The sequence below is a fragment of the Marinibaculum pumilum genome, from assembly GCF_042646425.1.
GTDB lineage: Bacteria > Pseudomonadota > Alphaproteobacteria > Ferrovibrionales > Ferrovibrionaceae > Marinibaculum > Marinibaculum pumilum.
Window position 1 is genome coordinate 59482 of the sequence record NZ_JBHRTR010000018.1, and the last position, 24945, is coordinate 84426.

General features: G+C 70.5%; 23 protein-coding genes and 1 tRNA gene. 9 read left to right on the plus strand and 15 right to left on the minus strand.

From position 1 onward, the window contains the following. Positions 1-20 precede the first annotated feature (20 nt). The 3 genes from boxB to ACFOGJ_RS06745 form a co-directional block, all read right to left on the minus strand. A complete protein-coding gene (gene boxB, locus ACFOGJ_RS06735; RefSeq protein ID WP_379899069.1) occupies positions 21-1448 on the minus strand; it encodes a benzoyl-CoA 2,3-epoxidase subunit BoxB in 1428 nt (475 codons plus the stop codon). 3 nt (positions 1449-1451) lie between these two features. Further along, positions 1452-3128: a 2,3-epoxybenzoyl-CoA dihydrolase gene (gene boxC / locus ACFOGJ_RS06740; protein WP_379899070.1), complete on the minus strand. Its 1677-nt coding sequence runs from the start codon at positions 3126-3128 to the stop codon at positions 1452-1454. A 64-nt stretch (positions 3129-3192) separates the two neighbouring features. Then, entirely contained in the window at positions 3193-4206 is a 1014-nt protein-coding gene (locus ACFOGJ_RS06745; RefSeq protein WP_379899071.1) for a helix-turn-helix transcriptional regulator, read from the minus strand. Positions 4207-4323: 117 nt separating this feature from the next. On the opposite strand from ACFOGJ_RS06745, the gene ACFOGJ_RS06750 reads away from it, so the two are divergent. The 3 genes from ACFOGJ_RS06750 to ACFOGJ_RS06760 are packed head-to-tail and all read left to right on the plus strand — an operon-like array spanning position 4324 to position 7538. Next, the gene (locus ACFOGJ_RS06750) at positions 4324-4797 is read left to right on the plus strand and encodes a flavodoxin domain-containing protein (RefSeq protein ID WP_379899072.1); all 474 of its coding nucleotides are present in this window, start codon (positions 4324-4326) and stop codon (positions 4795-4797) included. Between the two features lie 34 nt (positions 4798-4831). After that, positions 4832-5632 (plus strand): alpha/beta fold hydrolase, encoded by an 801-nt coding sequence (locus tag ACFOGJ_RS06755; RefSeq protein WP_379899074.1) that lies wholly within the window; start codon positions 4832-4834, stop codon positions 5630-5632. Positions 5633-5675: 43 nt separating this feature from the next. Beyond that, positions 5676-7538: a feruloyl-CoA synthase gene (locus ACFOGJ_RS06760; RefSeq protein WP_379899075.1), complete on the plus strand. Its 1863-nt coding sequence runs from the start codon at positions 5676-5678 to the stop codon at positions 7536-7538. A 33-nt stretch (positions 7539-7571) separates the two neighbouring features. On the opposite strand, the gene ACFOGJ_RS06765 is transcribed toward ACFOGJ_RS06760, so the two are convergent. Then, a complete protein-coding gene (locus ACFOGJ_RS06765; RefSeq protein WP_379899076.1) occupies positions 7572-8096 on the minus strand; it encodes a DUF6622 family protein in 525 nt (174 codons plus the stop codon). A gap of 144 nt (positions 8097-8240) precedes the next feature. On the opposite strand from ACFOGJ_RS06765, the gene ACFOGJ_RS06770 reads away from it, so the two are divergent. Beyond that, positions 8241-8582, plus strand: coding sequence for a hypothetical protein (locus ACFOGJ_RS06770; RefSeq protein ID WP_379899077.1), 342 nt, complete (start codon positions 8241-8243; stop codon positions 8580-8582). Between the two features lie 28 nt (positions 8583-8610). Here the strand turns inward: ACFOGJ_RS06770 and ACFOGJ_RS06775 are convergent, their stop codons facing one another. Further along, entirely contained in the window at positions 8611-9513 is a 903-nt protein-coding gene (locus ACFOGJ_RS06775) for a COG3904 family protein (protein WP_379899078.1), read from the minus strand. Positions 9514-9525: 12 nt separating this feature from the next. Next, the gene (locus ACFOGJ_RS06780; protein WP_379899079.1) at positions 9526-10806 is read right to left on the minus strand and encodes a hypothetical protein; all 1281 of its coding nucleotides are present in this window, start codon (positions 10804-10806) and stop codon (positions 9526-9528) included. A gap of 408 nt (positions 10807-11214) precedes the next feature. Between ACFOGJ_RS06780 and ACFOGJ_RS06785 the strand changes: the two genes are divergently transcribed. Beyond that, entirely contained in the window at positions 11215-12258 is a 1044-nt protein-coding gene (locus ACFOGJ_RS06785; protein WP_379899080.1) for a trypsin-like peptidase domain-containing protein, read from the plus strand. A gap of 141 nt (positions 12259-12399) precedes the next feature. Here ACFOGJ_RS06785 and ACFOGJ_RS06790 read toward each other — a convergent pair whose 3' ends face one another. Then, positions 12400-13620, minus strand: a complete 1221-nt coding sequence (locus ACFOGJ_RS06790) for an FAD-dependent oxidoreductase (RefSeq protein WP_379899081.1) — start codon at positions 13618-13620, stop codon at positions 12400-12402. 286 nt (positions 13621-13906) lie between these two features. Here ACFOGJ_RS06790 and ACFOGJ_RS06795 point away from each other — a divergent pair, with 286 nt between their 5' ends. Further along, entirely contained in the window at positions 13907-15037 is a 1131-nt protein-coding gene (locus ACFOGJ_RS06795; protein WP_379899082.1) for an HPP family protein, read from the plus strand. A 14-nt stretch (positions 15038-15051) separates the two neighbouring features. Here ACFOGJ_RS06795 and ACFOGJ_RS06800 read toward each other — a convergent pair whose 3' ends face one another. The 6 genes from ACFOGJ_RS06800 to ACFOGJ_RS06825 all read right to left on the minus strand — a co-directional run bounded on the left by ACFOGJ_RS06800 (position 15052) and on the right by ACFOGJ_RS06825 (position 19243). Then, positions 15052-16110, minus strand: coding sequence for a YeiH family protein (locus tag ACFOGJ_RS06800; RefSeq protein ID WP_379899083.1), 1059 nt, complete (start codon positions 16108-16110; stop codon positions 15052-15054). A gap of 124 nt (positions 16111-16234) precedes the next feature. Continuing rightward, positions 16235-16310: transfer RNA gene (locus tag ACFOGJ_RS06805), tRNA-Glu, on the minus strand. An 80-nt stretch (positions 16311-16390) separates the two neighbouring features. After that, positions 16391-17533: an acyl-CoA dehydrogenase family protein gene (locus ACFOGJ_RS06810; RefSeq protein WP_379899084.1), complete on the minus strand. Its 1143-nt coding sequence runs from the start codon at positions 17531-17533 to the stop codon at positions 16391-16393. Between the two features lie 40 nt (positions 17534-17573). Further along, entirely contained in the window at positions 17574-18233 is a 660-nt protein-coding gene (locus ACFOGJ_RS06815) for an HAD-IA family hydrolase (protein ID WP_379899085.1), read from the minus strand. After that, positions 18230-18748, minus strand: coding sequence for a Mov34/MPN/PAD-1 family protein (locus ACFOGJ_RS06820; RefSeq protein ID WP_379899086.1), 519 nt, complete (start codon positions 18746-18748; stop codon positions 18230-18232). The genes ACFOGJ_RS06815 and ACFOGJ_RS06820 overlap by 4 nt, the downstream gene beginning before the upstream one ends. Before the next feature lie 48 nt (positions 18749-18796). After that, positions 18797-19243, minus strand: a complete 447-nt coding sequence (locus ACFOGJ_RS06825; protein WP_379899087.1) for a DUF6476 family protein — start codon at positions 19241-19243, stop codon at positions 18797-18799. A 48-nt stretch (positions 19244-19291) separates the two neighbouring features. On the opposite strand from ACFOGJ_RS06825, the gene ACFOGJ_RS06830 reads away from it, so the two are divergent. Then, positions 19292-20455, plus strand: a complete 1164-nt coding sequence (locus tag ACFOGJ_RS06830; RefSeq protein ID WP_379899088.1) for an RluA family pseudouridine synthase — start codon at positions 19292-19294, stop codon at positions 20453-20455. A 25-nt stretch (positions 20456-20480) separates the two neighbouring features. On the opposite strand, the gene ACFOGJ_RS06835 is transcribed toward ACFOGJ_RS06830, so the two are convergent. Together ACFOGJ_RS06835 and ACFOGJ_RS06840 are read right to left on the minus strand one after the other, a co-directional pair. Beyond that, entirely contained in the window at positions 20481-20627 is a 147-nt protein-coding gene (locus ACFOGJ_RS06835) for a DUF3096 domain-containing protein (RefSeq protein ID WP_379899089.1), read from the minus strand. A gap of 563 nt (positions 20628-21190) precedes the next feature. Continuing rightward, the gene (locus tag ACFOGJ_RS06840) at positions 21191-22837 is read right to left on the minus strand and encodes an acyl-CoA synthetase (RefSeq protein WP_379899090.1); all 1647 of its coding nucleotides are present in this window, start codon (positions 22835-22837) and stop codon (positions 21191-21193) included. A gap of 437 nt (positions 22838-23274) precedes the next feature. On the opposite strand from ACFOGJ_RS06840, the gene rpoH reads away from it, so the two are divergent. Together rpoH and ACFOGJ_RS06850 are read left to right on the plus strand one after the other, a co-directional pair. Then, positions 23275-24165: an RNA polymerase sigma factor RpoH gene (gene rpoH / locus ACFOGJ_RS06845; RefSeq protein ID WP_379899091.1), complete on the plus strand. Its 891-nt coding sequence runs from the start codon at positions 23275-23277 to the stop codon at positions 24163-24165. A gap of 76 nt (positions 24166-24241) precedes the next feature. After that, positions 24242-24736, plus strand: a complete 495-nt coding sequence (locus tag ACFOGJ_RS06850; RefSeq protein ID WP_379899093.1) for a DinB family protein — start codon at positions 24242-24244, stop codon at positions 24734-24736. Positions 24737-24945 lie beyond the last annotated feature (209 nt).

Genomic DNA, 24945 nt, shown 5'->3' on the forward strand with positions numbered 1-24945 from the left:
GGGAGGGCCGCGCCCCGGCTCTAGTTGGCCAGGTGGACGTACTCGTATTCCACCGGCAGATTGTTGATTCCCCGGTCCGGCGGGGCAATCCAGCTTGCCATCTTACCAGGATCGGTGACCTGCACCATGAGGCCGCGGACATGCTGGCGGTCGGCCTCGGTCGGCAGCCATTCGCCGGCCATCGCGGCATGCTTCTCCGGGTCGGTGAACTTGCCCTCCGGCGTGATCGGCAGGCCGGCCCAGGCGCCGATCTTGCGGTTGAACCGCTCGCTCGGCAGGGTCAGCTGGAAGTCCGCGCCGGCCTTCTCGATGGTCCGGTTCCAGCGCTTCACGCCGATCTCGCAGTCGCGGATATAGGCCGACCGGGTGATGTAGTTCATCGCGTTGCGGGTCGGCACCTCTTCCTCGTTGATCCCGCCCTTGCCGTCCGGCACCGGGATCTTCGTTACGGTGTCGGCCTCGACATGGTCCTCGTAGCGGGTCTCGTCCGGCCGGCCCTTCAGGCCGGCGGCGAAGGAGGTCGCGGCGTTCGACGAGATGTCGGCGCCGAACAGATCCAGCGAGGAAGAGAACCAGAAGTTCATGTAGCGCTGGATCGTGGGCAGGTCGATGCCGCCTGCGCGGCGTACCGCCGCCGGATCGTCGGTGCCCAGCTCCTTCATCAGCTCCAGGCAGCGCTTCACCACCCGGCCGATGCCGGTCTCGCCCACGAACATGTGGTGGGCTTCCTCGGTCAGCATGAACTGGCAGGTCCGCGCCAGCGGGTCGAAGCCGGATTCCGCCAGCGACTTCAGCTGGTACTTGCCATCCCGGTCGGTGAAGTAGGTGAACATGAAGAACGACAGCCAGTCGCTGATCGGCTCGTTGAAGGTGCCCAGGATCCGCGGATTGTCGCTGGAGCCGGAATGGCGGGCCAGCAGCAGCTCCGCCTCCTCGCGGCCGTCGCGGCCGAAATGGGCGTGCAGCAGGTAGACCATCGCCCACAGATGGCGCCCCTCCTCCACGTTCACCTGGAACAGGTTGCGCAGGTCGTAGAGCGACGGACAGGTCAGGCCCAGCAGGCGCTGCTGCTCCACCGAGGCGGGCTCGGTATCGCCCTGGGTGACGATCAGCCGGCGCAGGGTGGCCCGATGCTCGCCCGGCACCTGCTGCCAGGCCGGCTCGCCCATATTGTCGCCGAAGCCGATGCGGCGGTCCTCCACCCGGTCGGCCAGGAAGATGCCCCAGCGATAGTCCGGCATCTTCACCGCGCCGTAGGTGGCCCAGCCCTTGGCATCCACCGAGGTGGCGGTGCGCAGGTAGACGTCGGCGGCCTGGAAGCCTTCCGGGCCCAGCTCCATCCACCAGTCCAGGAACTTCGGCTGCCAATGCTCCAGCGCGCGCTGCAGGCGGCGGTCGGAGCTCAGGTCAACGTTGTTGGGGATTCGCTCCTGATAGTTGATGGCCATGGTTCACACCCTTTCCCAGTCGAATTTCGCACGGGAGCCCGAGCCGTAGCTCTGCAGGGCGCCCTCCTTGCCGACCGCGTTGGGCCGGTTGAAGATCCAGTTCTGCCAGGCCGTCAGGCGGCCGAAGATCTTGCTGTGCAGGCTTTCCCTGCCGCCGAAGCGGAGCGAGGCCTCCATGCCGGTCAGCGCGTCGGGGGACAGCGAGGCCCGCTCCTCCACCGCGATGCGGACCTCGTCCTCCCAGTCGATATCGTCGGGGGCGAAGGTCACCAGCCCGGCATCCAGTGCCGCGGCAGCATCCAGCAGCTTGCCGGCGCCGTTGCGCAGCGCATTCAGCTTTTCCTCGTCGCCGCCGAACCGGGTGGTCAGCCGGTCGACGCCGGTCGCCATCAGGTAGGTGCCGAAGTTCATCGGGCTGAGCGCGATCTGCGGCCCTTCGCCATCGCCCTCGTCGGCTTCCGACAGGTCCAGCATGTACGACCGGTCGGCGGCCAGCGCCGCCTCCAGGAAGGTGCCGGCGAAGGCGGAGCCCTCGTCGATCACCGCGATCAGGCTGCGGGAGGAGACGTCGAGCCGGCTTAAGGTGCGCTCCCAGAAGTTCACCACCTCGCGCACCAGCCAGAAGCCGGACTGCTCCGACAGGATCCGGTCCATTTCCAGCACCGCTTCGGCGCTGCCGCGGGAGGCGACGATCCAAGTGCCCAGCTCCAGATAGTTGGTGCGCAGCATCAGGATCGCATCGTCCAGCGCACGGGCCAGCGCCAGCGGGTACCAGTCGGCGCCCGCCGCCTGGATCGCCTCCGGCGTACCTTCGATCGCCCCTTCCGGCGCGTGCAGGACCAGTTTCGCGGTGCGCGCCTGTGCGTCGATCTCCACGTCCAGGTGCGGATAGTGCAGGCCGCTCTCGTCGATGCGCCGCTTCAGCGGGGTCAGGCGGATGCCTTCCGCGTCCGCCGGCCGGTCGCTCTGCGCCGCCAGCGCCGCGGCGCGCTCTGCCACCAGGTCGGCGAACTTCGCCGGCGCGGCATAGCGGTCGACCAGGTTCCATTCCTTGGCGCGCTGCGCCCGGACGCCCTCCGACGTGGTGCAGAAGACATCGGCCAGGTCGCGGCGCACGCGGCGCTTGTCCACCACCCGGGTCAGACCGCCGGTGCCCGGCAGGACGCCCAGCAGCGGCACCTCCGGCAGGCTGACGGTGGAGGAGCCGTCGTCGACCATCGCGATCTCGTCGCAGGCCAGGGCGACCTCGTAGCCGCCGCCGGCACAGGCGCCGTTCACGGCCGCCAGGAACTTCAGGCCGGACTTCGCGCTGGCCTGCTCCATGCCGTTGCGGGTCTCGTTGGTGAACTTGCAGAAGTTCACCTTCCAGCTGTGGGGCGAGGAGCGCAGCATGTAGATGTTCGCGCCGGAGCAGAACATGCGCTCCTTCGCCGAGGTCAGCACGACCGTGCGGACTTCCGGATGCTCGAAGCGGATCCGCTGCAGGATGTCGTTGAGCTCGATATCGACACCGAGGTCGTAGGAATTGAGCTTCAGCACATAGCCGGGCCGCAGCCCGCCTTCCTCATCGACGTCGAGCTTCACCGTGGCCACCGGGCCGGCGAACTCCACCTGCCAGTGGCGATACGCCTCCGGATCGACGTCGAAGGTCACGATGTCGGTGCCAACGCGGCTATCCATCACTGCCTCCTCCCAAGGAATATGCACTATTGTGCATAATCAGACCAAAAAATTGCAATATGATTCATCCGGCAGCCACGCCATCGGCGGTCAGGTCCCGCGTCCGCCCGCGGTCCACCTCGCCCTCACCTGCCGCAGCCAAGCCGGCCCGACGGGCGATCGCCTCCAGGCCGGCGAGGCTCTCGGCGATGGTCTGGCCGCTGGTGTCCAGCACCGCATCCGCCAGTGCATAGAGCGCCCCGCGCGCGGCCAGGATCTGCCGCAGGTCCTGCATGGCCGCGCGGTTGCCGGCCATCGGCCGGACATCGCCCTGCGCCAGCACCCGCTGCATATGTTCCTCCGGCGCGGCCTGCACCCAGACCGTCACGCAGCGCGCGCGCAGCAGGTCGAAGGTCGCCGGCTCCGTCACCAGCGAGCCGCCGGTGGCGATCACCGCCGCCGGGTGCCGTGCCACCAGGTCGGCCAGGGCTTCGCGCTCCAGGCGGCGGTACATCGACTGGCCGCCGAGGTTGAAGATCTCGTCCACCGTCAGCCCGGCGGACTGCTCGATGGCCGGGCGCATTTCCAGGAACGGCACCTCGAGCGCATGGGCCAGCAGCCGGCCCAGGGTGGTCTTGCCGGCGCCGCGTAGCCCGATCAGGGCGATCCGCCGGCCGCGATCGCCGCTGGCGCGCGGCCCGAAGCGTTCCTGCAGCAGGCGCCGCGCCTCCGCCAGGTCCGGCGCGGGCAGCCGGGCCAGCAGGTCCTGCAGCGCCCGCAGTTCGGCATTGGGCGGCGCCCGTTCGTCGACCAGGTCGGCCAGCGGCAGGTCCATCGCCGCAGCCACCCGACGCAGAAGGCTGATCGACAGATTGCCTTCGCCGCCCTCCAGCTTTGCCAGGTAGCGCTCGGACACGTCGGAATCGCGGGCCAGCATGCGCCGCGTCATGCCGCGCGCCGCGCGCGTGGAGCGGACCCGATGGCCCAGGGCGGCCAGATAGGCCACGTCGCCGGGGCCGTCTCCCAGCCCGGTCGCGGCAGCGGCTGGCCCGTCCCCCGCACTTGCGTGGTCCGGGCGTTTTGCGGAACGTTCGGTCACGATGGGTTTCCCTCACGGTTGCGGCAGACCCGAGATCAATATGCACTATAATTCTTGCCTTGGCCAGCGCATGCATTATAGTTGCAGAAACTCATGTCTAGAGGAGACCCGTGCGTCATGCGCATTGAGATCTTTGTCGGCACGATGACCGGCACCGCCGAGCTTGTTGCAGAGGAAGTTGCCGACAGCCTGCGGTCGGCCGAGCATGACGTGGACGTGTCGATGATGGACAAGCTGGATGCCGGCGCCTTCGCCGATCCGGCATCGGTCTACCTGATCTGCACCTCGACCTACGGCCAGGGCGACGTGCCGGACAATGCCCAGGATTTCTTCGAGGATCTGAAGGCGAAACGGCCCGACCTGTCGGAGATCCGCTACGGCGTGATCGGCCTGGGCGATTCCACCTACCAGCAGACCTTCAATTTCGGCGGCAAGCGCTTCGACGACCTGCTGCAGGAACTCGGCGCGCAGCGGATCGGCGAGCGCTTCATCCACGACGCCGCCGACGGCACCATGCCGGAGGAAGAGGCCCTGACCTGGCTGGAAGGCTGGCGCCAGGCGCTCGACGACGCCATCGCCCAGGCGGCCTGAAGGCGCCGATGCGGCCGCGGGCGACGGCAGCGCCATGGTCCCGGCTGTGACCGGCGGGGACGGCACGACCCGCCAGGTGACACTGGACTGGGGACCGGTGGAGGTCCGTGAGATCGGCGAGCGGCGTGAGCCGGCGCCGGTCCTGGTCTTTCTGCACGAAGGGCTGGGCGCGGCCGCGCACTGGAAGGACTTTCCGGACGCGATCGCCGCGGCGACCGGCCTGCCGGCGATCGTCTATTCCCGCTACGGCTATGGCCGATCCGGGCCGGCGCCCTTGCCGCGGCCGGTATCCTACATGCATGTCGAAGGGCAGGAGGTGCTGCCCGCCCTGCTCGAGGCGCTGGAGATCCGCCGGCCGATCCTGGTCGGCCACAGCGACGGCGCCTCGATCGCCCTGATCCATGCCGCGTTGCCCGACAGCGACCCGCTGGCGCTGGTCCTGGAGGCACCGCATGTCTTCGTCGAGGAACTCTCGCTGGCCGGCATCCGCGACGCGAAGGCCGCTTATGAGAGCGGCGGGCTGCGCGACGCCCTCGCGCGCTGGCACGACGATGTCGAGGGCGCCTTCCGCGGCTGGAACGACATCTGGCTGAACCCCGATTTCCGGGCCTGGAACATCGAGGGCGTGCTGAAGATGATCCGCTGCCCGATCCTGCAGATCCAGGGCCGCGACGATGCCTACGGCACCGCGGCGCAGCTGCAGTCGATCGAGGCGGAAAGCGGCGGCCCGGTGCAGACCCTGCTGCTGGACGATTGCGGCCATGCCCCGCATCGCGACCGGCGCGCGGCCACCGAAGAAGCGATGACGGCGTTCATCCGCCGGGTGACAGCCTGACGCCGCAGCGGGCAGGCAAAGAAACGAACGAGGGGAGGACGGCATGGCACAGCCGGCACAGACGGGCACGGGCGTGCCGCAGCTGAATTTCGCGACACCGGCGGCCGAGCGCGAGAGCCGCGCCGATGGCAGCTTCGTCCTGCGGTCGCCGGCGCCGCTGGGCGATCATGCCCGGCGGGTCGGCGACTGGCTGGCGCATTGGGCCGAGCGGGCGCCCGGGCGCACCTTCCTGGCCGACCGCAGCGGTCCCGACGGCACCTGGCGCAGGGTCGGCTATGCCGAGGCGCAGGACCTGGTCCGGCGCATCGCCGCCGGGCTGGTCGACCGCGGCGTCGGCCCCGACAAGCCGGTCATGCTGCTGTCCGACAATGCGGTCGACAACGGGCTGCTGCAGCTGGCGGCGATGCATATCGGCGCACCGGCCGCCCCGGTCTCGCCCGCCTATTCGCTGATGTCCGCCGATCACGGCAAGCTGAAGCGCATCGCCGGCCTGCTGAAGCCGGCTTTGGTCTATGCCGCGGATGGCGCGGCCTTCGCCCGGGCGATCGAGGCGGTGCGGAGCGATTGCGGCGCCATATATGTCGGCAGCGGCACGGATGCGGTCGCTGGCGCGCACGCCTTCGCCGAACTGGCGGCGGTGCAGCCCGACGCCCGGGTCGACCAGGCCTATGCCGGCACCGGCCCGGACACGGTGGCGAAGATCCTGTTCACCTCCGGCTCCACCGGCGAGCCGAAAGGCGTCATCAACACCCAGCGCATGCTGACCGCGAACCAGCAGATGTCGCTGCAGGTCTGGCCCTTCCTGGGCGAGCGCCCGCCGGTGCTGGTCGACTGGCTGCCCTGGCATCACACCTTCGGCGGCAACTACACCTTCAACCTGGTGCTCTCCAACGGCGGCACCCTGTTCGTCGACAATGGCAAGCCGGCACCCGGCCTGTTCGAGCGCACGGTGGCGAACCTGAAGGAGGTCTCCCCCACCCTGTCCTACAACGTGCCGCGCGGCTATGCCTTCCTGCTGGACGCGCTGGAGGCGGATGGCGAACTGCGGGAGAGCTATTTCCGGGAGCTGGACTTCATCTTCTATGCCGCCGCGGCGCTGCCGCAGAACCTGTGGCAGCGCATGGAGGCGCAGTCGATGGCGGCGCGCGGCGGCCTGGTTCCGATGGTTTCCGCCTGGGGCAGCACGGAGACGGCGCCGCTGGTGACGGCCGTGCACTACCGCATCGAGCGGGCCGGCAATATCGGCATCCCGACGCCGGGCAACGAACTGAAGTTCGTGCCGAACGGCGAGAAGCTGGAGATGCGGGTCCGCGGCCCCAACGTCACCCCCGGCTACTGGAAGCAGCCCGACCTGACGAAGTCGGCGTTCGACGAGGAGGGTTTCTACCGGATCGGCGATGCCGGCCGGCTGGCGGATCCCGACCATCCCGAGAAAGGGGTGATCTTCGACGGCCGGGTGGCGGAAGACTTCAAGCTGACCTCAGGCACCTGGGTGAATGTGGGGCCGCTGCGGATCGCCGCCATCGCCGCCTGCGAACCGGTGATCCAGGATGCCGTCGTCACCGGCCACGACCGGGAGGAGATCGGCCTTCTGGTCTTCGCCAACCCGGCCGGCTGCCGGCAGGTGATCGGCGCCGCCGCAGCGGGGCTGGACGATGCCGCAGCGATGGCGCATCCGGCCGTGGCGTCCTTCCTGGCGGAAAAGCTGGCCGCGATGAACGCGGAGGCCGGCGGCGCCTCCCGCCGCATCACCCGCGCCCTGGTGCTGGACAGCCCGCCCTCCATCGACGCGAACGAGATCACCGACAAGGGCTATATCAACCAGCGCGCGGTGCTGGCCCATCGCGCCGCGGCGGTGGAGCGGCTCTATGCCGGCGGCGACGGGGTCATCCAGGTCACAGGCTGATTGCGGCGGCGGCCCGATCGCCGCAGCCGCGGCTCAGGCCGCCGCGGACAGATCCTCCTGCGGCGCGCTGCGATACTTCCGGAAATACTGTGCGAAGCGACCGGCGAACATGCCGGCGATCAGGCCGGACACGCCGCAATCGACCAGGATGAACCAGGTCTCGCCCGCCGCCGCCGGCGCCATGCCCAGCCAGACGCCGATGGTGTATTTCACCGCGAAGATGACCAGGATCAGGATCAGGGTGGAGGGGCCGCCCGGCACCTCGACCAGGCCGTGCTCGCGGTCGGCGCGGACCGCCAGCCCGGCGCCCATCAGCCAGCCGATGCCGATGCCCGCGATCAGCGCCACCAGATAGCCGCCGACGCTGAGGCCGGTCAGGCCCAGGTCGGTGACCAGGCTGGAGATGCCCCAGGCCAGGAAGATCACCGGGATGATGGCGAAGCGCCAGAGCGGCCCGGTGGTCGGCCGCAGCGCCTTGATCCCGCGATGGACAAGGACCACCAGCAGCACCCAGACCCACCACGGGGTGTCTTCCAGAATCCGCCAGACATATTCCATCGTCCTTGGCCCCCTCAGTCTTCCGGCATGTCCCGCCGCACCGGCCGCGAGCATCACCGTCCCCGCCGCCGGAGGCAATGATGAAACCAGCGGAACCCGCCACCGGCCGCTGCGTTCTATCGCAGTGCAGCAAAGGAGGCGCCGATGCCTTTCACGCCCTGGAATGTTCGCGCCGCCGGCCTTGCGGTGCCCCGTGACGCCTGGCAGGCCTGGATGCAGCTCGGCTCCGCCGCCACGGCCACCTGGCTCGCGGCGGCGGAAGTCGTTGCGCTGCGCCTGCCGATGCTCGCACTTGCCGGTCTGACCGCCGGCGGGCAGGGTTCGGCGGAACTGCGTCGCATGATTGCCGAGAAGCCGGGCGCCTTCTCCCGTTCCTGGCAGATCCTGGCCTGGCAGCTGGCCACCGCACCGGTCCGCGCCCAGACCGCGGCCCTTGCGCCGATCCGCCGGCGGGCGGAGGCCAATGTGCGCCGCCTGCGCGCCTGATCGCATCGCGGGCGGCGGCGGAAAGCCGCTACTGCATGCGGATATTGTCGCTGACGATCGTCGCCAGGCGGAAGTCCCGCAGTTCCTCCGCCGTCAGCAGGTAGATCTCCTGCGGCGGCGTCTCGCTGGCCAGCCGCCACAGCAGCGGGTCGACCGCCATCTCCTCCAGATAGCGCATCGAACGCGCCACGCTGTCGATGCCGGCGGAAAAGGCCGCCGCCGTGGAGCCGCGGGAATCCGCGGCCAGATAGGCCTGATGCACCCCCACCCAGGCTTCGGGATAGACCACCCGGGTGGTGCCGCCGGCCAGGATCAGCGGGCAGGCGGACAGGCACCAGCCGTCCTGCGGCACGATCACCTTCAGGTCGCGATCGCGGATGTAGCGGCCCATCGCCTCCGCCTCCTGGGTCACGCCGCCGTTGGAGACGACGACGAAATAGCGCGCCCGCAGATCATGCGCCCGGTCGAAGCGGCGCAACTCCTCCGCCAGGCCGATGGCGATGTCGCCGCGGCCCAGGATGAAGGGCACCCCGTCCGGGCTCTCCCGGAAGCTGAATTCCATCCGCTGCAGGGAAGGCGGCGCGATCGGCGTGCCGTCGGGCAGCCGCGGCCGGGCCGGCCGGCCGTCGGGCGCCGCCGGCTGCATGTCGGGGGTGTAGGGACGGAGATGGTCGCCGGCCCCGGGCCGTTCCAGCGGCATCGGCTGCGGCGCCGCCGGAAAGGGCGGCCGGCCCGCATCCGCACCGCTGCCCAGGCCGGCCTCCGCCGGCAGCATGCCGGCAGCGTCCAGCACCACCGCGGCCAGGGTGCCGGCCAGCATCAGCCGGAAGATCTGCCGCAGCAGCCAGCCTTCCGGCCGGGCGCGGAACCAGGCCAGCGGCCCGCCCGCGGGGGAGGCTGGCGGCCGGTCGCCATCGGTCGTCGCGTGCATCGTCCGGTCCGGTCAGGCGACCGCCATCGGCCCGCGCCGGCCGCCATCATCCTTCTCCGCCGGCTGCCCGTCCCGCTCTTCCGCCGTCGGGGCCGCGGTCTGCGCCGGCATCTCCGCCTGCACCGCCTCGATCCGCTTCAGGGCGAGCATTGCCGCCTGCATCTCGCGCAGGGTGATGGTGTCCTCCGCGGCCAGCGGATCCTCCTCGCGGCGGATCGACGCCTGCACGATGAACAGGATCATCACGATCACGCCCGGCAGCAGGTCGATGGCAATCGCCCCCGCCCAGGACGGCACGAAATCGCCGGCATAGAGCAGCACCGCCTCCGCCGTGGAGATCGGCGTGAAGCGCGGCAGCTCCACCGGCGGCGCCGCCAGCACCTGCTCCGCCCCGGCCGCCAGAGCACTGCTCTGCTGCTGGATCGTCTCGCGGACATTCTCCACCACCCGCGCCTGCTGCGCGCGCAGCGCGGCGGAGCCGCCGTCGGGTGCCGGCGCGACATAGCTGCGCGCCAGGTCCTCCGCCGCGCGCAGCACCGCCGGCGCGATCGAGGACTGCTTCAGCTGGGTGATCAGGCCGGCGACCTGCACCGCCTCCTCCGCGAACTCGATGGAGCGTTCCTCAACTGGGCCGGGCTGCGCCACCAGCTCGCGCATCCGGCGCAGATGCTGGGTGCCCTGGCCGAACAGGCTCTCCACATCGGCGCGGGAGGAGACGATCTGCCCCTCCAACTCGCGCAGCTGCGAGCTCATCTGGGTCAGCAGCTGCACCACCGTGCCGCTGCCGCTGGTGCCGGTCAGCGCGCCCTGGCCGCGCTCCTGCTCCGCCAGGTTCTCGAAATTGGCGGCGGCGATGCGGATGTCGGGCAGCAGGCCGAGGGCGGCCAGCGCCTGCTCGTGGGTGCGGCCCAGCGCTTCCTGATAGTCCTCCACCGTTTCCGCCAGGTGCTGTTCCACCGCCGCGCTGCCGGCCAGGGCGGCGGCGTTCAGCCAGGACGACATCGCGACGATGGCGGCGGATCCCAGCAGGATCGCCATCACCATCTGCATGCGCGCCGCCTGGCTCTTCAGCAGCGGGAAGAAGCGCAGGACATAGGTCCAGAACACGTAGATGCCGACCGACACGGCGGCCGAATAGGCGATCGCGGCCAGCGCCGACAGCCCGCCGGTGCCGTCGAGTAGGCCGCGGACGCCGATATAGGTGTAGATGCCGCTGGCCAGGGCCAGGATGCCGAGCGCGGCACTGGTGGTGGCCTGGAGTGCGGTGATTCCGTCTTTCAGCTGGCGCGCCATGCGGCACTCCCTGTTCCCGGGCCCCGCCCCACCCCATGTTCTGCCCCATGTGACCGTCCGACGCTAGATCCCCCCTGCCGGAGGGACAAGCGCGGCGGCGACACGTTCGCGCGAGGCGCTGTGGGCGACCCTTTCCGTCCGTCACGGCCTGCGCCACAATGGCGCCGCACGGACAGTCGGGGGATTTGACCGCGGCGCCCATCACGGGCCGCCGCCAAACGTGCTGTTCTGCTCCGGAGGATGTGCCTCACCATGTGGAGTTCCGTACTGGTTGCGACCGCTCTGCTGGCCGCGGGCCTGTTGCCTGCGGCGGGTTGCAGCCGACCGGATATGGCCGGCGGCCCCGCCACCGGCCAGCCGGCACAGACGCAATCAGCTCCGACGCAGCCGTCCCCGGCCCAGTCGGCAGTGTCCGCCGGCTGGCCCGGCACTTCGGCACCGCTGCCGCATGCCGCCGACGTCGCCGCGCTGGCGGCCTCCTTCGACGACCGCCCCTGTACCGACCTCGCCGCCTGCGAACGGCTGGCGGCGTCCGGCAGCGCGACGGCGCATTTCCAGCTGGGCGCCTGGTACTATCTGGGCAATCGCCTGCCGCGCGACCCGGATGCCGCGCTGCGCCACTTCCGCATCGCCGCAGAGGCCGGCGAGGTCCGCGCCCAGCACCTGCTGGGCCTGGCCTACATGACCGGCGACATGGTGATGCCCGACCGCGCGGAAGGCGGCCGCTGGCTGACCGCGGCAGCGGAGGCCGGCTTCCCCCCCTCGCAGCAGATGCTGTCGCATTTCGGCTTTGCCGCGCCGCAATCGCCCGCGCCGCAGGCGCCGGTCCTGCAGACCGCGGGGCCGGCGGAAACGCCCGGCGACATGGACGACCCCCTGCCGATGGACCCGGTGGCCCTGTTCGAGTCCGTGGAACCCGCGGTCTGGACCGTGCTGGCGGCGGAGCGCTATCGGGGCGGCATTGCGGAACGTTCCGGCTCCGCCGTGGCGGTGACGCAGCACTGGCTGTTCACCAACTGTCACGTGGTCGGCGGCGCGGACTTCATCCTGATCAAGCGCCGCGAGCGGATCGAGCCAGCGCGGCTGATCCACGCCAACGACTCCACCGACCGCTGCGTGCTGGAGACCCCGACCGACCTGGAGCCGGTGCGCCGGATCGCCCCCTATGCCGGGCTGAAGGTCGGCCAGACGGTCTACAGCATCGGCTCGCCCTCGGGGCTGGAGAACACCCTGGGCCCGGGCCTGGTCACCGGCCTGCGGCAATGGCAGGGGGTGCCGATCATCCAGACCAACGCGCCGATCTCGCCCGGTTCCTCCGGCGGCGCCCTGTTCGACGATCGCGGCAACCTGATCGGCATCACCACCTTCACCGTCGGCGGCGGCGGCGCGCTGGGCTTCGCGGTGGCGGCCGACAGCTATATCCAGGCGATGCTGCCGGAGGCGAAGGGGTAGCGGCGGCCACATTGCCACCTCCTGCGCCGTCGCCCTCGGGCCTGACCCGAGGGTCGTGACGGGACCGTGCCGCCGCGCAGCTTCCCCGTATCGTCACGGTCCTTGGGTCGAGCCCAAGGACGACGGCAACGATCGTGCGTCCTACCCCGTCACCAGCTTCGGGTCCGCCAGTTCCGGCGAAGCCAGGTTGAAGGAGTAGCTGCCGACGGTCGCGTTGAAGTCCGGCTCCTCGCGCAGGCGGCGGAAGCGCTCCAGGTCCTCCGCCTTCTTCGCCGGGTCGCGCTCGCGGAAACGGCGCAGATTGTCGCTCGCCGCCGGCGATGTCTTCTCCAGGAAGATGCGCTTCCGCTCCGCGGCATAGCGGTCCAGGATGCCCTCGTCCTGCCGGCCCAGGCACACCGCGGCCAGCGGATGGCCCAGCGCCACCGCGTCCAGCAGCCCCGAGGTCAGGCCGAAGCCGCCGCAGGGGTTGCAGATATGTGCCGCGTCGCCGGCCAGCAGGGCGCGACCGACCCGGAAGCTGTCGGCGGCGCGCTCATGCACCCGGTAGGGGGAGACGGCCCTGATCTCATAGTTCGGGCTGCCGTCGGCGCGGGTCATGCGCCGCATGAAATGGGCATAGTTCTCCGGCACCCGGTCGCGAATGCCCTCCGCCGGCAGGTCGGCGCTTTCGCCATAGGTGCAGCGCCACAGATTCTCCTCGTTGATCTTCACGATGATCGCCCAATGGTCGGCGTCGATCACGAAGGTGGCGCGGGCATAGCCGTCGGCCTCGAAATCGTAGACCACGTTGGTGGCGACGAAGCGGTCGGGCCAGGTCTTCCCCTCGAAGCCCAGGCCCAGGGCCTGGCGGGTCGCCGACGAGGCGCCGTCGGCGCCGACCAGCCAGCGCCCCGCCAGCCGCACCTCGCCCGCCGGCCCGGCGGCGATCGCGGTGATGCTCTCATCATCCTGCTCGATCGCGGTCAGGCGGTGGTTCCACAGCACCTCCGTCCCCGGCAGCCGCTCCAGATGCTGCAGCACGATGCCGGCCAGCACGTCCTGGCCCAGATGCAGGTTGTAGGGATAGGCGGTGCGGCCTTCCAGATGGCGGTAGTCGATCTGCGCCAGGTCGTTTCCCTGTCCGTCCTTGAACAGCAGCTGCTGCTTCAGGACCCCTGCCGCGGTCAGGTCCTCCATCAGGCCCAGCTGCGCCAGCGCCTCCAGGGTCGGCGGATGGTAGACCAGCGCCCGCGGCGAGAAGACGATGCCCGCCTCCGCCTCGATCACCGTCACCGGCACGCCATGCTGCGCCAGGGTGAAGGCGGTGGTCAGTCCCACCGGCCCGCCACCCACTACGATCACCCGATCCGTCTCCGCCACTGGACGCTGCTCTCCTGCATGATGAAACGGCGGCCAAGCTAGGAAGGGGGTCGCGGGGGGTCAAGCGAGGCGCCGCGGCGGATCGACCGCCTGCCGGCGGGTTGCATCGCCCCCCGGGCGGGAATAGATGTCCCTGCCATTGATCTGTCCCGGCAGCCACCTCCGGCCCGGGGCAGCCCCGCCACGCGCCTTAAGCAACCGCGCGCCCTTCCCCTGCCCGGCAGTGCCGACCGGCGCTGCTCCTCGCCCCCAGGCCGGCGGACCCGGCCGCAGCCCCCGATGCCGCATGGCCCTTCGGTTCCCCGCGACCTTCCTGCCGCGCCTCGGCCGTCTCGCCCGCCATCTGCGGACCGCCGGCCTGCCCGGCCACCTGGACAGCCTGCATGCCGGGATCGGCGCCCTTATCGGCATCGCCGTCACCGGGCTGGTGGCGGCCTGGTGGGGGGATGGCAGCCTATTCGCCTGGCTGGTCGCGCCGATGGGCGCTTCCGCCGTGCTGCTGTTCGCGGTGCCGGCCAGCCCGCTGGCCCGGCCCTGGGCGATCCTGGGCGGCAATTCGGTCTCCGCGGCCGTAGGCACCGCCTGCGCCGCGGCAGTGCCGCAGCCCGCCCTCGCCGCCGGGCTCGCCGTCGGCCTGGCGATCGTGGCGATGCGGGCGACCCGCTGCCTGCACCCGCCCGGCGGTGCGGCGGCGCTGACCGCGGTGCTGGGCGGCCAGGCGGTGGCGCAGGCGGGATGGGGCTTCGCCCTGGCCCCCGTCGCCCTGAACGCCGCCCTGCTGGTTGCTGCCGGCTGGCTCTACCACCGGCTGACCGGCCATGCCTATCCGCATGGCGGCTGGCTCGCCGCGCGGCGCCCGCCGCCGGAACCGGAACCGGCGACCGGCTTCACGGCGGAGGACCTGGAGGCCGCGCTCGCCGACCAGGACGAGCTGCTCGACATCGACCGGCAGGACCTGTCGGACCTGCTGCACCGGGTGGAACGACTCGCCATGGCGCGGACCGGCCGCCGCCTGACCTGCGCCGCGATGATGGTGCCGGCGCCCGCACCGGCCGGGCCGGAGACCCGGGTCGCCGCGGCGCGGGAGCGGCTGCTGCGGGAGGGACTGACCGACCTGCCGGTGGTCGGCACCGCAGGCCGGGTGATCGGCACGGTCGGCCACGCCCATCTTGCAGGCAGCCCCCTCGGCATGATCGACGCGGTGATGGACCCCATGCCCTGCCTGGCGGCGCCGGACCGCACCGCCGCGCAGCTGATCCCGCAGCTGGCGGACGGAAGGCACCGGGTGGCCTGGATCGTGGACCGGGAGGGCCGCCTGCAGGGCGCCGTCTGGCAGGCGGACCTGCTGGCCGCCCTTGCCGGCCGCCTTGGCGCAGGCGCAGAGATCCCGCGGACGGCGGCAGCGCGCCACGCCTGAACGGGCCGCGCCGCCTATACCAGCCAGAGGATGCCGGCCAGCACCCAGAGCGCCAGGAAGGCGGTCTCCGCCAGCATCAGCAGCACCGCCTGCGGCCCCACCCCGGCGAGCGAGCGCAGCGAGGTGCGCACGCCGATCGAGGCGATCGCCGTGACCAGGCACCAGGAGGACAGCTCCACCAGCGGCAGCCGCACCCCGTCGGGAATGGGAAACAGGGTGTTCAGCGCCACCAGGGCGCAGAACGCCAGGACGAAGACCGGCAGGGCCTGGCGCAGGCTGACGGACGCCGCGGGCGGGGCCCCGGCGCCGGACGGCCGGTTGCCGCTGCGGCGGCCGGCCAGGCCGAACCAGAGCCCCAGCCCCAGCACCACCGGCACCAGCAGGGCGACCCGGAACAGCTTGGTGATGGTGGAATCGTCACCCACCGCGGTCGACAGGCCATAGCCCGCGCCCACCACCTGCGCCACGTCGTGGATCGTGCCGCCCAGGAACAGGCCGGCATGGCGCTCGTCCAGGCCCAGCTGCACCGCCAGGATCGGGTAGAAGATCATCGCCAGGGTGGAGAAGGTGGTCACCGTCACCACGACGAAGGTGGTGTTGCGCTCCTGATTGGCATGCGCCGGCATCACCGAGGAGATCGCCAGCGCGGCGGAGGCGCCGCAGATCCCGACCGCGCCGCCGCTGAGCAGCCCCAGCCCGCCGCCGGGCCCCAGCAGCCGCCCCAGAGCCACGCCGAAGGCCAGGGTCGCCGCCACCCCGGCGGCGATCCACGCCGCGGCGTCCAGCCCCAGGTCGGCGACCTGCCCCACCGTGATCCGCAGCCCCAGCAGCGCCACCCCCAGCCGCAGCACGGTGCGGCTGCAGAAGGCGATGCCCGGCGCGCTCTTCGGCTCTTCCGACAGGAAATGCACCGCCATGCCGATCAACAGCGCGAACAGCATCTGCGGCGCGCCGTAATGGTCGGCCAGGAAGCGGGCGGCGGCGGCGATGATCAGGCAGATCGCGATCCCCGGCAGCAGGGTGCCGGCATGCCGGGCGCGGCCGGCCAGAAAGTCGCGAAGGGAGGAGGTCATGACGCCTCGACGCTTTGGCGCGGGCGTAGGCCCGCCGGTCGCGGCGGATTGGGGGCGATGGGGCCCACAAATGCAAGCGCCGGCGCAATGGCCGGCGGCAGGCGGTCCGCAAGATGCGGAAAGATGGCGACCCCTACGGGACTCGAACCCGTGTTTTCGCCGTGAGAGGGCGATGTCCTAGACCGCTAGACGAAGGGGTCGTGAGGCGCGGGGTATAACGGTTCGCCGGGGCGGAATCAAGGGTCGAATTTGGCCCAGGCCCCGCCACCGTCCGTTTCCCCTATCCGCGCCCCAGCAGGTGCCGCGCCAGCACCCGGTTCTGGATCTCGCTGGAGCCGTCCATGTACTGGGCGAGCTTCGCCGCCGCCAGGTGGCGGGGCAGCGGGTTGTCCTGCTTCAGCCCGTCGGCGCCCATCATCTGCATGCAGGCGGCCAGCCCCTCCAGCGCGCGGGCGGGCGCGAACTTCTTCACATGCGCCGCGGCGATCTGCGCGTCCTCGCCCGCATCGACCCGGCGGGCGGCATCGGCGGCCATGCAGCGGATCGCGTGCAGGTCGGTGGCGACATCGGCCAGCCGCCATTGCAGGCCCTGGAAATCGGCCAGGTCCCGACCGAAGGCGCGGCGGCCGGTCAGCGCGGCGGTGGCCTGGTCCACAGCGGCCTGCAGCATGCCGGCGCACATCGCCGGAACCACGATACGGGCGATGGTGATGCCGCCCAGCGCCGCCTTGAAGCCCTCCCCCGGCGGGAACAGCATGCGGTCGGCCGGCACCTTTGCGCCGTCGAAGCGGAAGCCGCCGACCCCCATGGAATGGCCGCCCAGCATGAAATAGGGTTCCTCCCGGATCACGCCGGGATCGTCGGCCTGCACCAGGAAGGCGGCGATGCCGCGCCAGCCGGCTTCCGGGTCGGTCTGGGCATAGACGTGCAGCAGGTCGGCAGAGGCGGCGTTGGTCACCCAGGTCTTCGCGCCGTCGATCCGCCAGTCCGCGCCGTCCTGCACCGCCCGGGTGAGGATGCCGGCGGCGTCGGAGCCGCTCTGCTTCTCGGTCAGCAGGAAGGCGCCCAGACAGTCGCCCGACATCATTGCCGGCACGTAGCGGTCGCGCTGCGCGGCGCTGCCGTTGCGGGCGATCGCGGCGGCGAAGGCGGTATGCACGACCAGGCTGAAGGTGAAGCCGAAATCGGCTCTCGCCATCACCTCCCACAGCGCGATCCGTTCCTGGCAGGAAATGTCCAGTCCGCCGGCCTCCCGCGGCACGAACAGGCCGCAGAGCCCGGCAGCCGCGGCCCGGGCGAAGGCATCGCGCGGATAGCGGCGCTCGCGCTCCCAGGCGGCGGCGTTCGGCGCCATCTCCTCGGCCGCGAAACGCTCCGCCACCGCCAGCACCGGCGGCGCTGCAGTCAGCAGGTCCTTCAGCATCTTCCCCTTCCTCCCCCGTTATCCGCTGCCGTCTTTGCCGTCAGCGCAGGCCGTGGCCCAGGATCGCTTCCAGCTCGTCCAGCGCCTGGCCCGCGCCGGCTACCTTGATCGTGCGCATGCCCATCGCCTTCGCCGGCTTCAGGTTCACGCCCAGATCGTCCAGGTAGACGGCCTCCGACGGCTCCACCTCCAGCGCGCGGCAGGCCATCTGGTAGATCCCCGGCTCCGGCTTGCGCATGCCGACCTTGCTGCTCTCGATCACCACCTCGAACAGGTCGAGGATGCCGGAGATCCGCGACGCCTTCGCGGTGTCGCCCGCCATCGCCGGGCCATGGCCCATCCGCATGTTGTTGGTGATGCAGGCGGTGCGGTAGCGGTCGGCGACGATCTTCAGGGCGGTCACCATTTCCTCCCGCACATCGCCGGACAGCAGGTCCAGCACGTCGCGGCCCGGCACCTCGTGCCCGGCGGCGGCGCTTTCCGCGCGGAAGCGGCGGTCGAACTCGTCGACGCTGATCTCGCTGCGCTCCATCGCCGCCCAGGCATTGCCGTCCGGGTTGGTGGCATTGACCTGCCGCAGGAAGTCCTTCGGCAGGCCCTTCTCCGCCTCGTAGCGGGCAAAGGCCTCGAACGGGCTGGTCGTGAAGACCCCGCCGAAATCCCACAACACGGCCCGGACCGGCGCCTGCGCATCACTCATGAACTCATCCCCTTTTCTTGCATCCCGTCCGGCAGCGCCACCGCCACCAGGCTCTCTTCCAGGAATCCCGCCACCGGCCCGAAGCCGCCGATCGCCCCCCATCGCGCCCGCGCGAAGCCCGGGCCGGGCAGCGGGCGGAAGGCCCGCGGCCGGCCTGCCGTGCCGCGGTCCACCGCGCTGACCAGCCACAGCATATCCTCCTGCACCGCGGCGCGGTCGCGCTCCGACGGCCGGTCGGGGCCGTCGGGGTGCGAATGCCAGAGGCCGACCAGGCGCTCGGCGCCGGTCACCGCCCCGCCCGGCGGGTCGCGCAGTTCCCGCTCCAGCCCGATCCGCAGGCCCAGGTCGATCTCGAAGGCCTGCTCCGGCGTGGCCGAGAGATTACGGCTGGGCACCAGGCGGGTCAGGTCCAGCACGGCGCCGGGACGCCAGCGGCCGGCCAGCAGGGCACAGGCCTCCTGCGGATAGGCGGCCTGCGCCCAGTCCGCCAGGCGGGCCAGGTCCGCTGCGGCCATGCGAATCATGAAGGCCGGGTCATCCGATCCGGGAGAAGGCGGCCGGCCTCACCGGGCCGGATCCTGGGTCGATGCGGGGGCCGCCCCCTCCGGCAGCCGGCGCTCCAGCTCCAGCCGCCCGCGTTCCTGCCCGGTCGCGGCGTCCAGCACCACGACACTGTCCGGGCGGCCCGGCGCCCGCAGGGTCAGCAGGATCACATCGCCGCCGGCATTGGCATCGACGATCTCGGTTTCCGGTCCGGCCTGGATCGCCGCGCGGCCGAACGCGGCCGGCAGGCGCACCGGGTCGGTGGCCGTCGCGCTGCTGCCGCCCATCCGGTTGGCGACCGTGACCACCACGACGCCGAGCCCGATGACGATCAGGACCCCCAGCCCGATGACAATCCATTTCAGCAGTGCGAGATTGGGGCCGCCTTCGTCCTGGTCCTCTTCGGCATCACTGCCGTCGCTCCGGCCGCCGCCGGCCGTGCCGTCCGTCGCCTTGTCCCGGGTCATCGCCGCTTCCTCCGCCTCCCGCCGCCGCCATACAACACACCATCGCCCATGACCGTACCCGCATCATCCGATCCCGACAGCCCGGACGGCGGCGCATCGCCCGGCGAATGCCCGACCGCGGAACTGGAGGAGGAAGGGCCGGCCGGCCTGCGGTTCCGCATCAGCCCCGCGCCTGCGGAGGCCGGCGCGCGGCTCGACCGGGTGCTGGCCCGGCACCTGGCAGGGACCGAAGCCGCGCCCTCGCGCGAGCGGGTGAAGGCATTGATCGCCGCCGGTGCCATAACGGCCGAAACGGCGCCCGGGGCGCCCCCCGGAACGCCCCCCGGCGCGGGCGGCGCGACGATAGGCGAGCCCTCCTACAGGGTCAAACCGGGGGAGAGCTACCTGCTCCTCCTGCCGCCGGCGGAGGCGGCCCTGCCCGCGGCGCAGGACATCCCGCTGGCCGTGCTGTTCGAGGATGCGCACCTGATCGTGGTCGACAAGCCGGCCGGGCTGGTGGTGCATCCCGCGCCCGGCAACCCGGACAGCACCCTGGTCAATGCCCTGCTGCGCCATTGCGGCGACAGCCTGTCGGGCATCAACGGGGTGCGCCGTCCGGGCATCGTGCACCGGCTGGACAAGGAGACCTCGGGCGTGATGGTGGCGGCGAAGACCGATGCCGCGCATCGCGGCTTGGCGGCCCTGTTCGAAAGCCACGACCTGGAACGGGAATATCTGGCGCTGGCCTGGGGGCGGCCGATGCCGCCGGCCGGCCGGATCGAGGCGCCGATCGGCCGCGACCCAAATCTGCGCACCCGGATGGCCGTGCGCGGCGGCGCCGGCAGCCGGTACGCCGCGACCGACTACCGGCTGCTGCGGTCGTTCGACGAGGGGGCGGACGGCGTGCCCCTGGCCAGCCTGCTCGCCTGCCGGCTGCAGACCGGCCGCACCCACCAGATCCGGGTGCATCTGGCACATATCGGCCATCCGGTGGTCGGCGACCCGGTTTATGGCCGCACCCGCCGGCCGAAGCGGCCCCACGGGAAGGGGAGCAAGGGAAAGGGCGCTGGCGAGAACGGCGCCGGCGCGGCCTCCCTGCTGGCCGCCTTTCCCCGCCAGGCCCTGCATGCCGCGGTGCTGGGCTTCCGTCACCCGGTCACGGGCGAGGAGATGCGGTTCGAGACCCCGCCGCCGGCGGATTTCGCCGCCCTGCTGGCGGCGCTGGAGGCCTGACCGGCGCCGGCCGGGCCTGCACCCGTCAGCCGGTGAACTGCGGCACGATCCCCATCAGCCCGATCAGGATCAGGTAGATGGCGACGATGTAGTTCAGCAGGGTCGGGAATATCAGGATCAGTATCCCGGCCACCAGCGCACCCAGCGGCTGCAGCAATACCTGGTCGATCATGGCAATCCCCTCCTTCGCGCGGTTCCCCCGGTAACGCCACGCCGGCGCAACCGGTTCCGCCTCGCTTCGGGGCAGGCCGGCGAAACAGGGGCGCGGAAGCCTTCCCATCTCGGCTGGAATTTATTCGGTGGCCGGCTCGGTTCGGGCGCGACACCCCCAACTTCGGCATTCCATGGCTTGACCCACGGCTGTCCGGTTAAGCAGGAATTGTTAGTGCGCAGAGCCACGATACCGCAGACATTCTGCCGCAATCGGACGAAAAGGGACGGGAACCCGACAATATTTCTCTAACTTTCGTCACCGCCGGGCCAGGCTCAATAGAGGCCAGATCTTATTGAGGTGCGGCACAATGGATGCGCGGAACAGGTCCGCGCATGACGAATGAAGGGTGCGGTGTGGCTTTCTTCACATCGCCGAATGCCTGAACCGGACAGCCGTGGGCTTGACCATGGAATCCATTCCGCGGGCCGCGCGGTATGGCACCGCGGGCGGAATGGATCACCGATCAAGTCGGGGACGACGATTGTGAATGTGGTGCCGCTTCCGTCTTTTCCGGCAGCATTCTAGGCCTTGCCGTCGCCGCCCTCGCCCGCGCGCAGTTCCACCCGGCGGATCTTGCCGGAGATGGTCTTCGGCAGGGCGTCGACGAACTCGATCTCCCGCGGATATTTGTAGGGGGCGGTCTGCTTCTTCACGAAGTCCTGGATGTCGGTCTTCAGCGCCTCGCCGGGCCGATGGCCGGCGGCCAGGATGACATAGGCCTTCACGATCTCGCCGCGCAGTTCGTCGGGCTTGCCGATCACCGCGGATTCCGCCACCGCCGGATGCTCGATCAGGGCGCTCTCCACCTCGAACGGGCTGATCCGGTAGCCGGCGGAGAGGATGATGTCGTCGGCCCGGCCGACGAACCAGATATAGCCGTCGGCGTCCCGCCGCCCGGTGTCGCCGGTATAGTACCAGCCGTGCCGGAACACCCGGGCATTGGTGTCCTCGTCGTCGTAATAGCCCCGGAACAGGCCGTAGGCGCCGCCGTCGCGGTCCAGCTTCACCGCAATATGACCGATCGTATCGTCGGCCACCGGCTGCCCGTCATCGTCGATCACGTCGACGGTGATGCCGGGCACCGGCCGGCCCATGGAGCCGGGGCGGATCTCGAACCCCGGCAGATTGGCGACGATGTTGATCGTCTCCGTCTGGCCATAGCCGTCATGCACCTCCGTGCCCGTGGCCTGCTTCCAGACCCGCATCACCTCCGGGTTCAGCGGCTCGCCGGCGCCCAGGCAGTGCCGCAGGGAGGTCAGGTCGTAGCCGGACAGGTCGGTCTGCGCGAACAGCCGGTAGACGGTGGGCGGCGCGCAGAAGGTGGTCACCCCCAGGCGCTGGATCAGCTTCAGGTGCAGGTCGGTGTCGAACTTCGCATCGCCGTCATAGACCACGACGGCGGCGCCCATCAGCATCGGCGGGAACAGGATGCCCCAGGCCGCCTTCGCCCAGCCGGTGTCGGTCAGGGTCCAGTGCACATCGCCTTCCCGCAGGTCCATCCAGTAGCGGCCGGTGATGGTGTGGGCCAGCGCGTAGCCGAAGTCCCGCGGCACCATCTTCGGCTGCGAGGTGGTGCCGGAGGTGAAGTAGATCATCATGTCGTCATCGGCGCGGGTGGACGGCGCCCGGTCCCGCGACAGGCTGGCCGGCTGCGCCGCGATCCCCGCCTCGAAGCCGGTCCAGCCGTCGCGGGTGCCCCCGACCAGGATCAGATGCTCCAGGGTCGGGCAGTCGCCGCGGATCTGCTCGATCTTCTCCACATGCTCCTGCGTCACGACGGCGAAGCGGGCGCCGGAGCGCTGCACCCGGTAGGCGATGTCCTTCGCGGTCAGCAGGTTGGTGCCGGGCATCGAGACGACGCCCGCCTTCATGCAGCCGAACAGGGTGTCGAACCAGGCCGGGATGCGCGGCAGCATCACCACCGCCTTGTCGCCCTTCGCCGCGCCGAGGGACAGCAGCAGATTGCCGAAGCGGGCGGAATTGGCCGCCATCTCGCCATAGCCGACGGGCCGCACCTCGCTGGCATCGCGGTTCACCGCGATCAGGCAGGTCATGTCCGGCCGCTCCGCCGCACGGCGGTCGATCAGGTCGAAGGCGAAATTGTAGTCGTCCGGGATGGCGAGAGCGAAATCCTCGCGCAGGCGCTTGTAGGCATCCATGTCCGTCATCGGCCGTTCCTTCCCCCGAAAATCCGCCCCGGATCGCCGCCGCGGACCGACCGGCCCGCAGCGCCCCGACAGGGCTGCGTTTGCGCCGATTATCGCATCACCGCGGCGGCGCAAGGCAAGGTCTTCGTCGCCACATTCATCACCGGTTCACGGTTTCGCTGCCACAATTCCTGCGCATTCCACGGCTAGCGTTCCGGCAGTGGATCGATGATCGGGACGATGGCCGCAGGAACCGCAAGCCGGCGGCCGATGTTCCGGCAACGATCCGTATCGATCTGCCCTCTCGCAATGCGGCGAGGTCGAACCCATATATTGGAACGAACGGTTCAGAATCTGCCGCCGGGCCATCGGGCGGCGCTGCCGCAGGGCCCTTTGACGGGTTCTTCGGCGGCACTCGGCCCGGCGGATCCTGCCCGACCAGTTCAGGGGAGACGGACATGGCGACACCTACCTTGCCAGCAGTGCCCAGCGATGGCGGCCTGTCACAGTACCTGCAGGAAATCCGCAAGTTCCCGATGCTGGAGCCGAACCAGGAGTTCATGCTCGCCAAGGCCTGGCGCGAGCACGAGGACACCGATGCGGCCCACCAGCTGGTGACCAGCCATCTGCGCCTCGTGGCGAAGATCGCGATGGGCTATCGGGGCTACGGCCTGCCGCTCTCGGAACTGATCGCCGAGGGCAATATCGGCATGATGCAGGCGGTGAAGCGGTTCGAACCCGACAAGGGCTTCCGCCTGGCGACCTATGCCATGTGGTGGATCCGGGCGGCGATCCAGGAATATATCCTGCGCTCCTGGTCGCTGGTGAAGATCGGCACCACCGCGGCGCAGAAGAAGCTGTTCTTCAACCTGCGCAAGGTGAAGGGCCAGATCCAGGCGATCGACGAGGGCGACCTCTCGCCGGAGCAGGTGAAGACCATCGCCACCCGGCTGGACGTGTCCGAGGACGATGTGGTCACCATGAACCGCCGCCTCGCCGCGCCCGACAATTCGCTGAACGCACCGCTGCGCATCGACGGCGAGGGCGAGTGGCAGGACTGGCTGGTCGACGACGAGCTCGACCAGGAGACCCGCTTTGCCGAGGCCGAGGAGCTGGAGAGCCGGCGCGGCCTGCTGCAGGCGGCGATGAAGACCCTGAGCGAGCGGGAACGCCACATCCTGACGGAACGGCGCCTCAACGACGAGCCGAAGACCCTGGAGGAGCTGTCGAAGGAGTACGACATCTCCCGCGAACGGGTGCGGCAGATCGAGGTCCGCGCCTTCGAGAAGCTGCAGAAGAACATGCGCACCGCCGCGATCGAGCAGCGCCTGCTGCCGGCCGGCGCCTGAGCGGCGACGACAACGGAAACAGTCACCGGGCGGCCGGTCGCGGATGCGGCCGGCCGCCTTTTCTTTCGGACCGCCAATGCTGGATCACTTCCGCACCTTCGCCCGCTACATCCGCTGGGCCAATGCCATCCTCTACGACGCCGCGGCTGACCTGTCCGCGACCGACTATTTCGCCGACCGCGGCGCCTTCTTCGGCTCCCTGCACGGCACCCTGAACCATGTCCTGGCGGGCGACCGGATCTGGCTGAAGCGGATCACCGGGGAGGGCGAGGCGCCGCCGCGCCTGGACGGCATCCTGGCCGAAGACCTTGCCGGCCTGCGGGCGGCGCGCGAGGCGGAGGATGCCCGGATCGTCGCGGTCGTCGACGGGATGGACCCGGCCGCGCTGGACGGGATGCTGCACTACCGCACCGTCGCCGGCCGCCCCCAGGCGGAGCCGCTGGCCCAGGTGCTGGCGCATCTCTTCAACCACCAGACCCACCATCGCGGCCAGGCCAGCGCGATCCTGACCGGGCTGGGCCGGCCGGCGCCGGAGATGGACCTGATCTTCTTCCTGCGGCAGGCGGGGTAGCGGCACCGGCGGCTGAACCCGGTAGCCGCGCCTCTCTCATTTCCGTCGCCCTTGGGCCCGACCCGAGGGTCACGACGGGACCGTGCCGCCGCGCAGCATCACCGCTCCGTCGCGATCCCCGGGTCAAGCCCAGTGCTGTCCGGCACGATTTCGGATGACGGGGTGCATGGCATTGATTCTACTTGGAAACGAGCGTTCTGGCGGAATGT

Excerpts from the sequence above, each read along its gene's own strand:
- boxB (WP_379899069.1), bottom strand. The coding sequence starts at position 1,448 with ATGGCCATCAACTATCAGGAGCGAATCCCCAACAACGTTGACCTGAGC.
- boxC (WP_379899070.1), bottom strand. The coding sequence starts at position 3,128 with ATGGATAGCCGCGTTGGCACCGACATCGTGACCTTCGACGTCGATCCG.
- ACFOGJ_RS06750 (WP_379899072.1), top strand. The coding sequence starts at position 4,324 with ATGCGCATTGAGATCTTTGTCGGCACGATGACCGGCACCGCCGAGCTT.
- ACFOGJ_RS06755 (WP_379899074.1), top strand. The coding sequence starts at position 4,832 with ATGGTCCCGGCTGTGACCGGCGGGGACGGCACGACCCGCCAGGTGACA.
- ACFOGJ_RS06760 (WP_379899075.1), top strand. The coding sequence starts at position 5,676 with ATGGCACAGCCGGCACAGACGGGCACGGGCGTGCCGCAGCTGAATTTC.
- ACFOGJ_RS06765 (WP_379899076.1), bottom strand. The coding sequence starts at position 8,096 with ATGGAATATGTCTGGCGGATTCTGGAAGACACCCCGTGGTGGGTCTGG.
- ACFOGJ_RS06770 (WP_379899077.1), top strand. The coding sequence starts at position 8,241 with ATGCCTTTCACGCCCTGGAATGTTCGCGCCGCCGGCCTTGCGGTGCCC.
- ACFOGJ_RS06775 (WP_379899078.1), bottom strand. The coding sequence starts at position 9,513 with ATGCACGCGACGACCGATGGCGACCGGCCGCCAGCCTCCCCCGCGGGC.
- ACFOGJ_RS06780 (WP_379899079.1), bottom strand. The coding sequence starts at position 10,806 with ATGGCGCGCCAGCTGAAAGACGGAATCACCGCACTCCAGGCCACCACC.
- ACFOGJ_RS06795 (WP_379899082.1), top strand. The coding sequence starts at position 13,907 with ATGGCCCTTCGGTTCCCCGCGACCTTCCTGCCGCGCCTCGGCCGTCTC.
- ACFOGJ_RS06800 (WP_379899083.1), bottom strand. The coding sequence starts at position 16,110 with ATGACCTCCTCCCTTCGCGACTTTCTGGCCGGCCGCGCCCGGCATGCC.
- ACFOGJ_RS06810 (WP_379899084.1), bottom strand. The coding sequence starts at position 17,533 with ATGCTGAAGGACCTGCTGACTGCAGCGCCGCCGGTGCTGGCGGTGGCG.
- ACFOGJ_RS06815 (WP_379899085.1), bottom strand. The coding sequence starts at position 18,233 with ATGAGTGATGCGCAGGCGCCGGTCCGGGCCGTGTTGTGGGATTTCGGC.
- ACFOGJ_RS06820 (WP_379899086.1), bottom strand. The coding sequence starts at position 18,748 with ATGGCCGCAGCGGACCTGGCCCGCCTGGCGGACTGGGCGCAGGCCGCC.
- ACFOGJ_RS06825 (WP_379899087.1), bottom strand. The coding sequence starts at position 19,243 with ATGACCCGGGACAAGGCGACGGACGGCACGGCCGGCGGCGGCCGGAGC.
- ACFOGJ_RS06830 (WP_379899088.1), top strand. The coding sequence starts at position 19,292 with ATGACCGTACCCGCATCATCCGATCCCGACAGCCCGGACGGCGGCGCA.
- ACFOGJ_RS06835 (WP_379899089.1), bottom strand. The coding sequence starts at position 20,627 with ATGATCGACCAGGTATTGCTGCAGCCGCTGGGTGCGCTGGTGGCCGGG.
- ACFOGJ_RS06840 (WP_379899090.1), bottom strand. The coding sequence starts at position 22,837 with ATGACGGACATGGATGCCTACAAGCGCCTGCGCGAGGATTTCGCTCTC.
- rpoH (WP_379899091.1), top strand. The coding sequence starts at position 23,275 with ATGGCGACACCTACCTTGCCAGCAGTGCCCAGCGATGGCGGCCTGTCA.
- ACFOGJ_RS06850 (WP_379899093.1), top strand. The coding sequence starts at position 24,242 with ATGCTGGATCACTTCCGCACCTTCGCCCGCTACATCCGCTGGGCCAAT.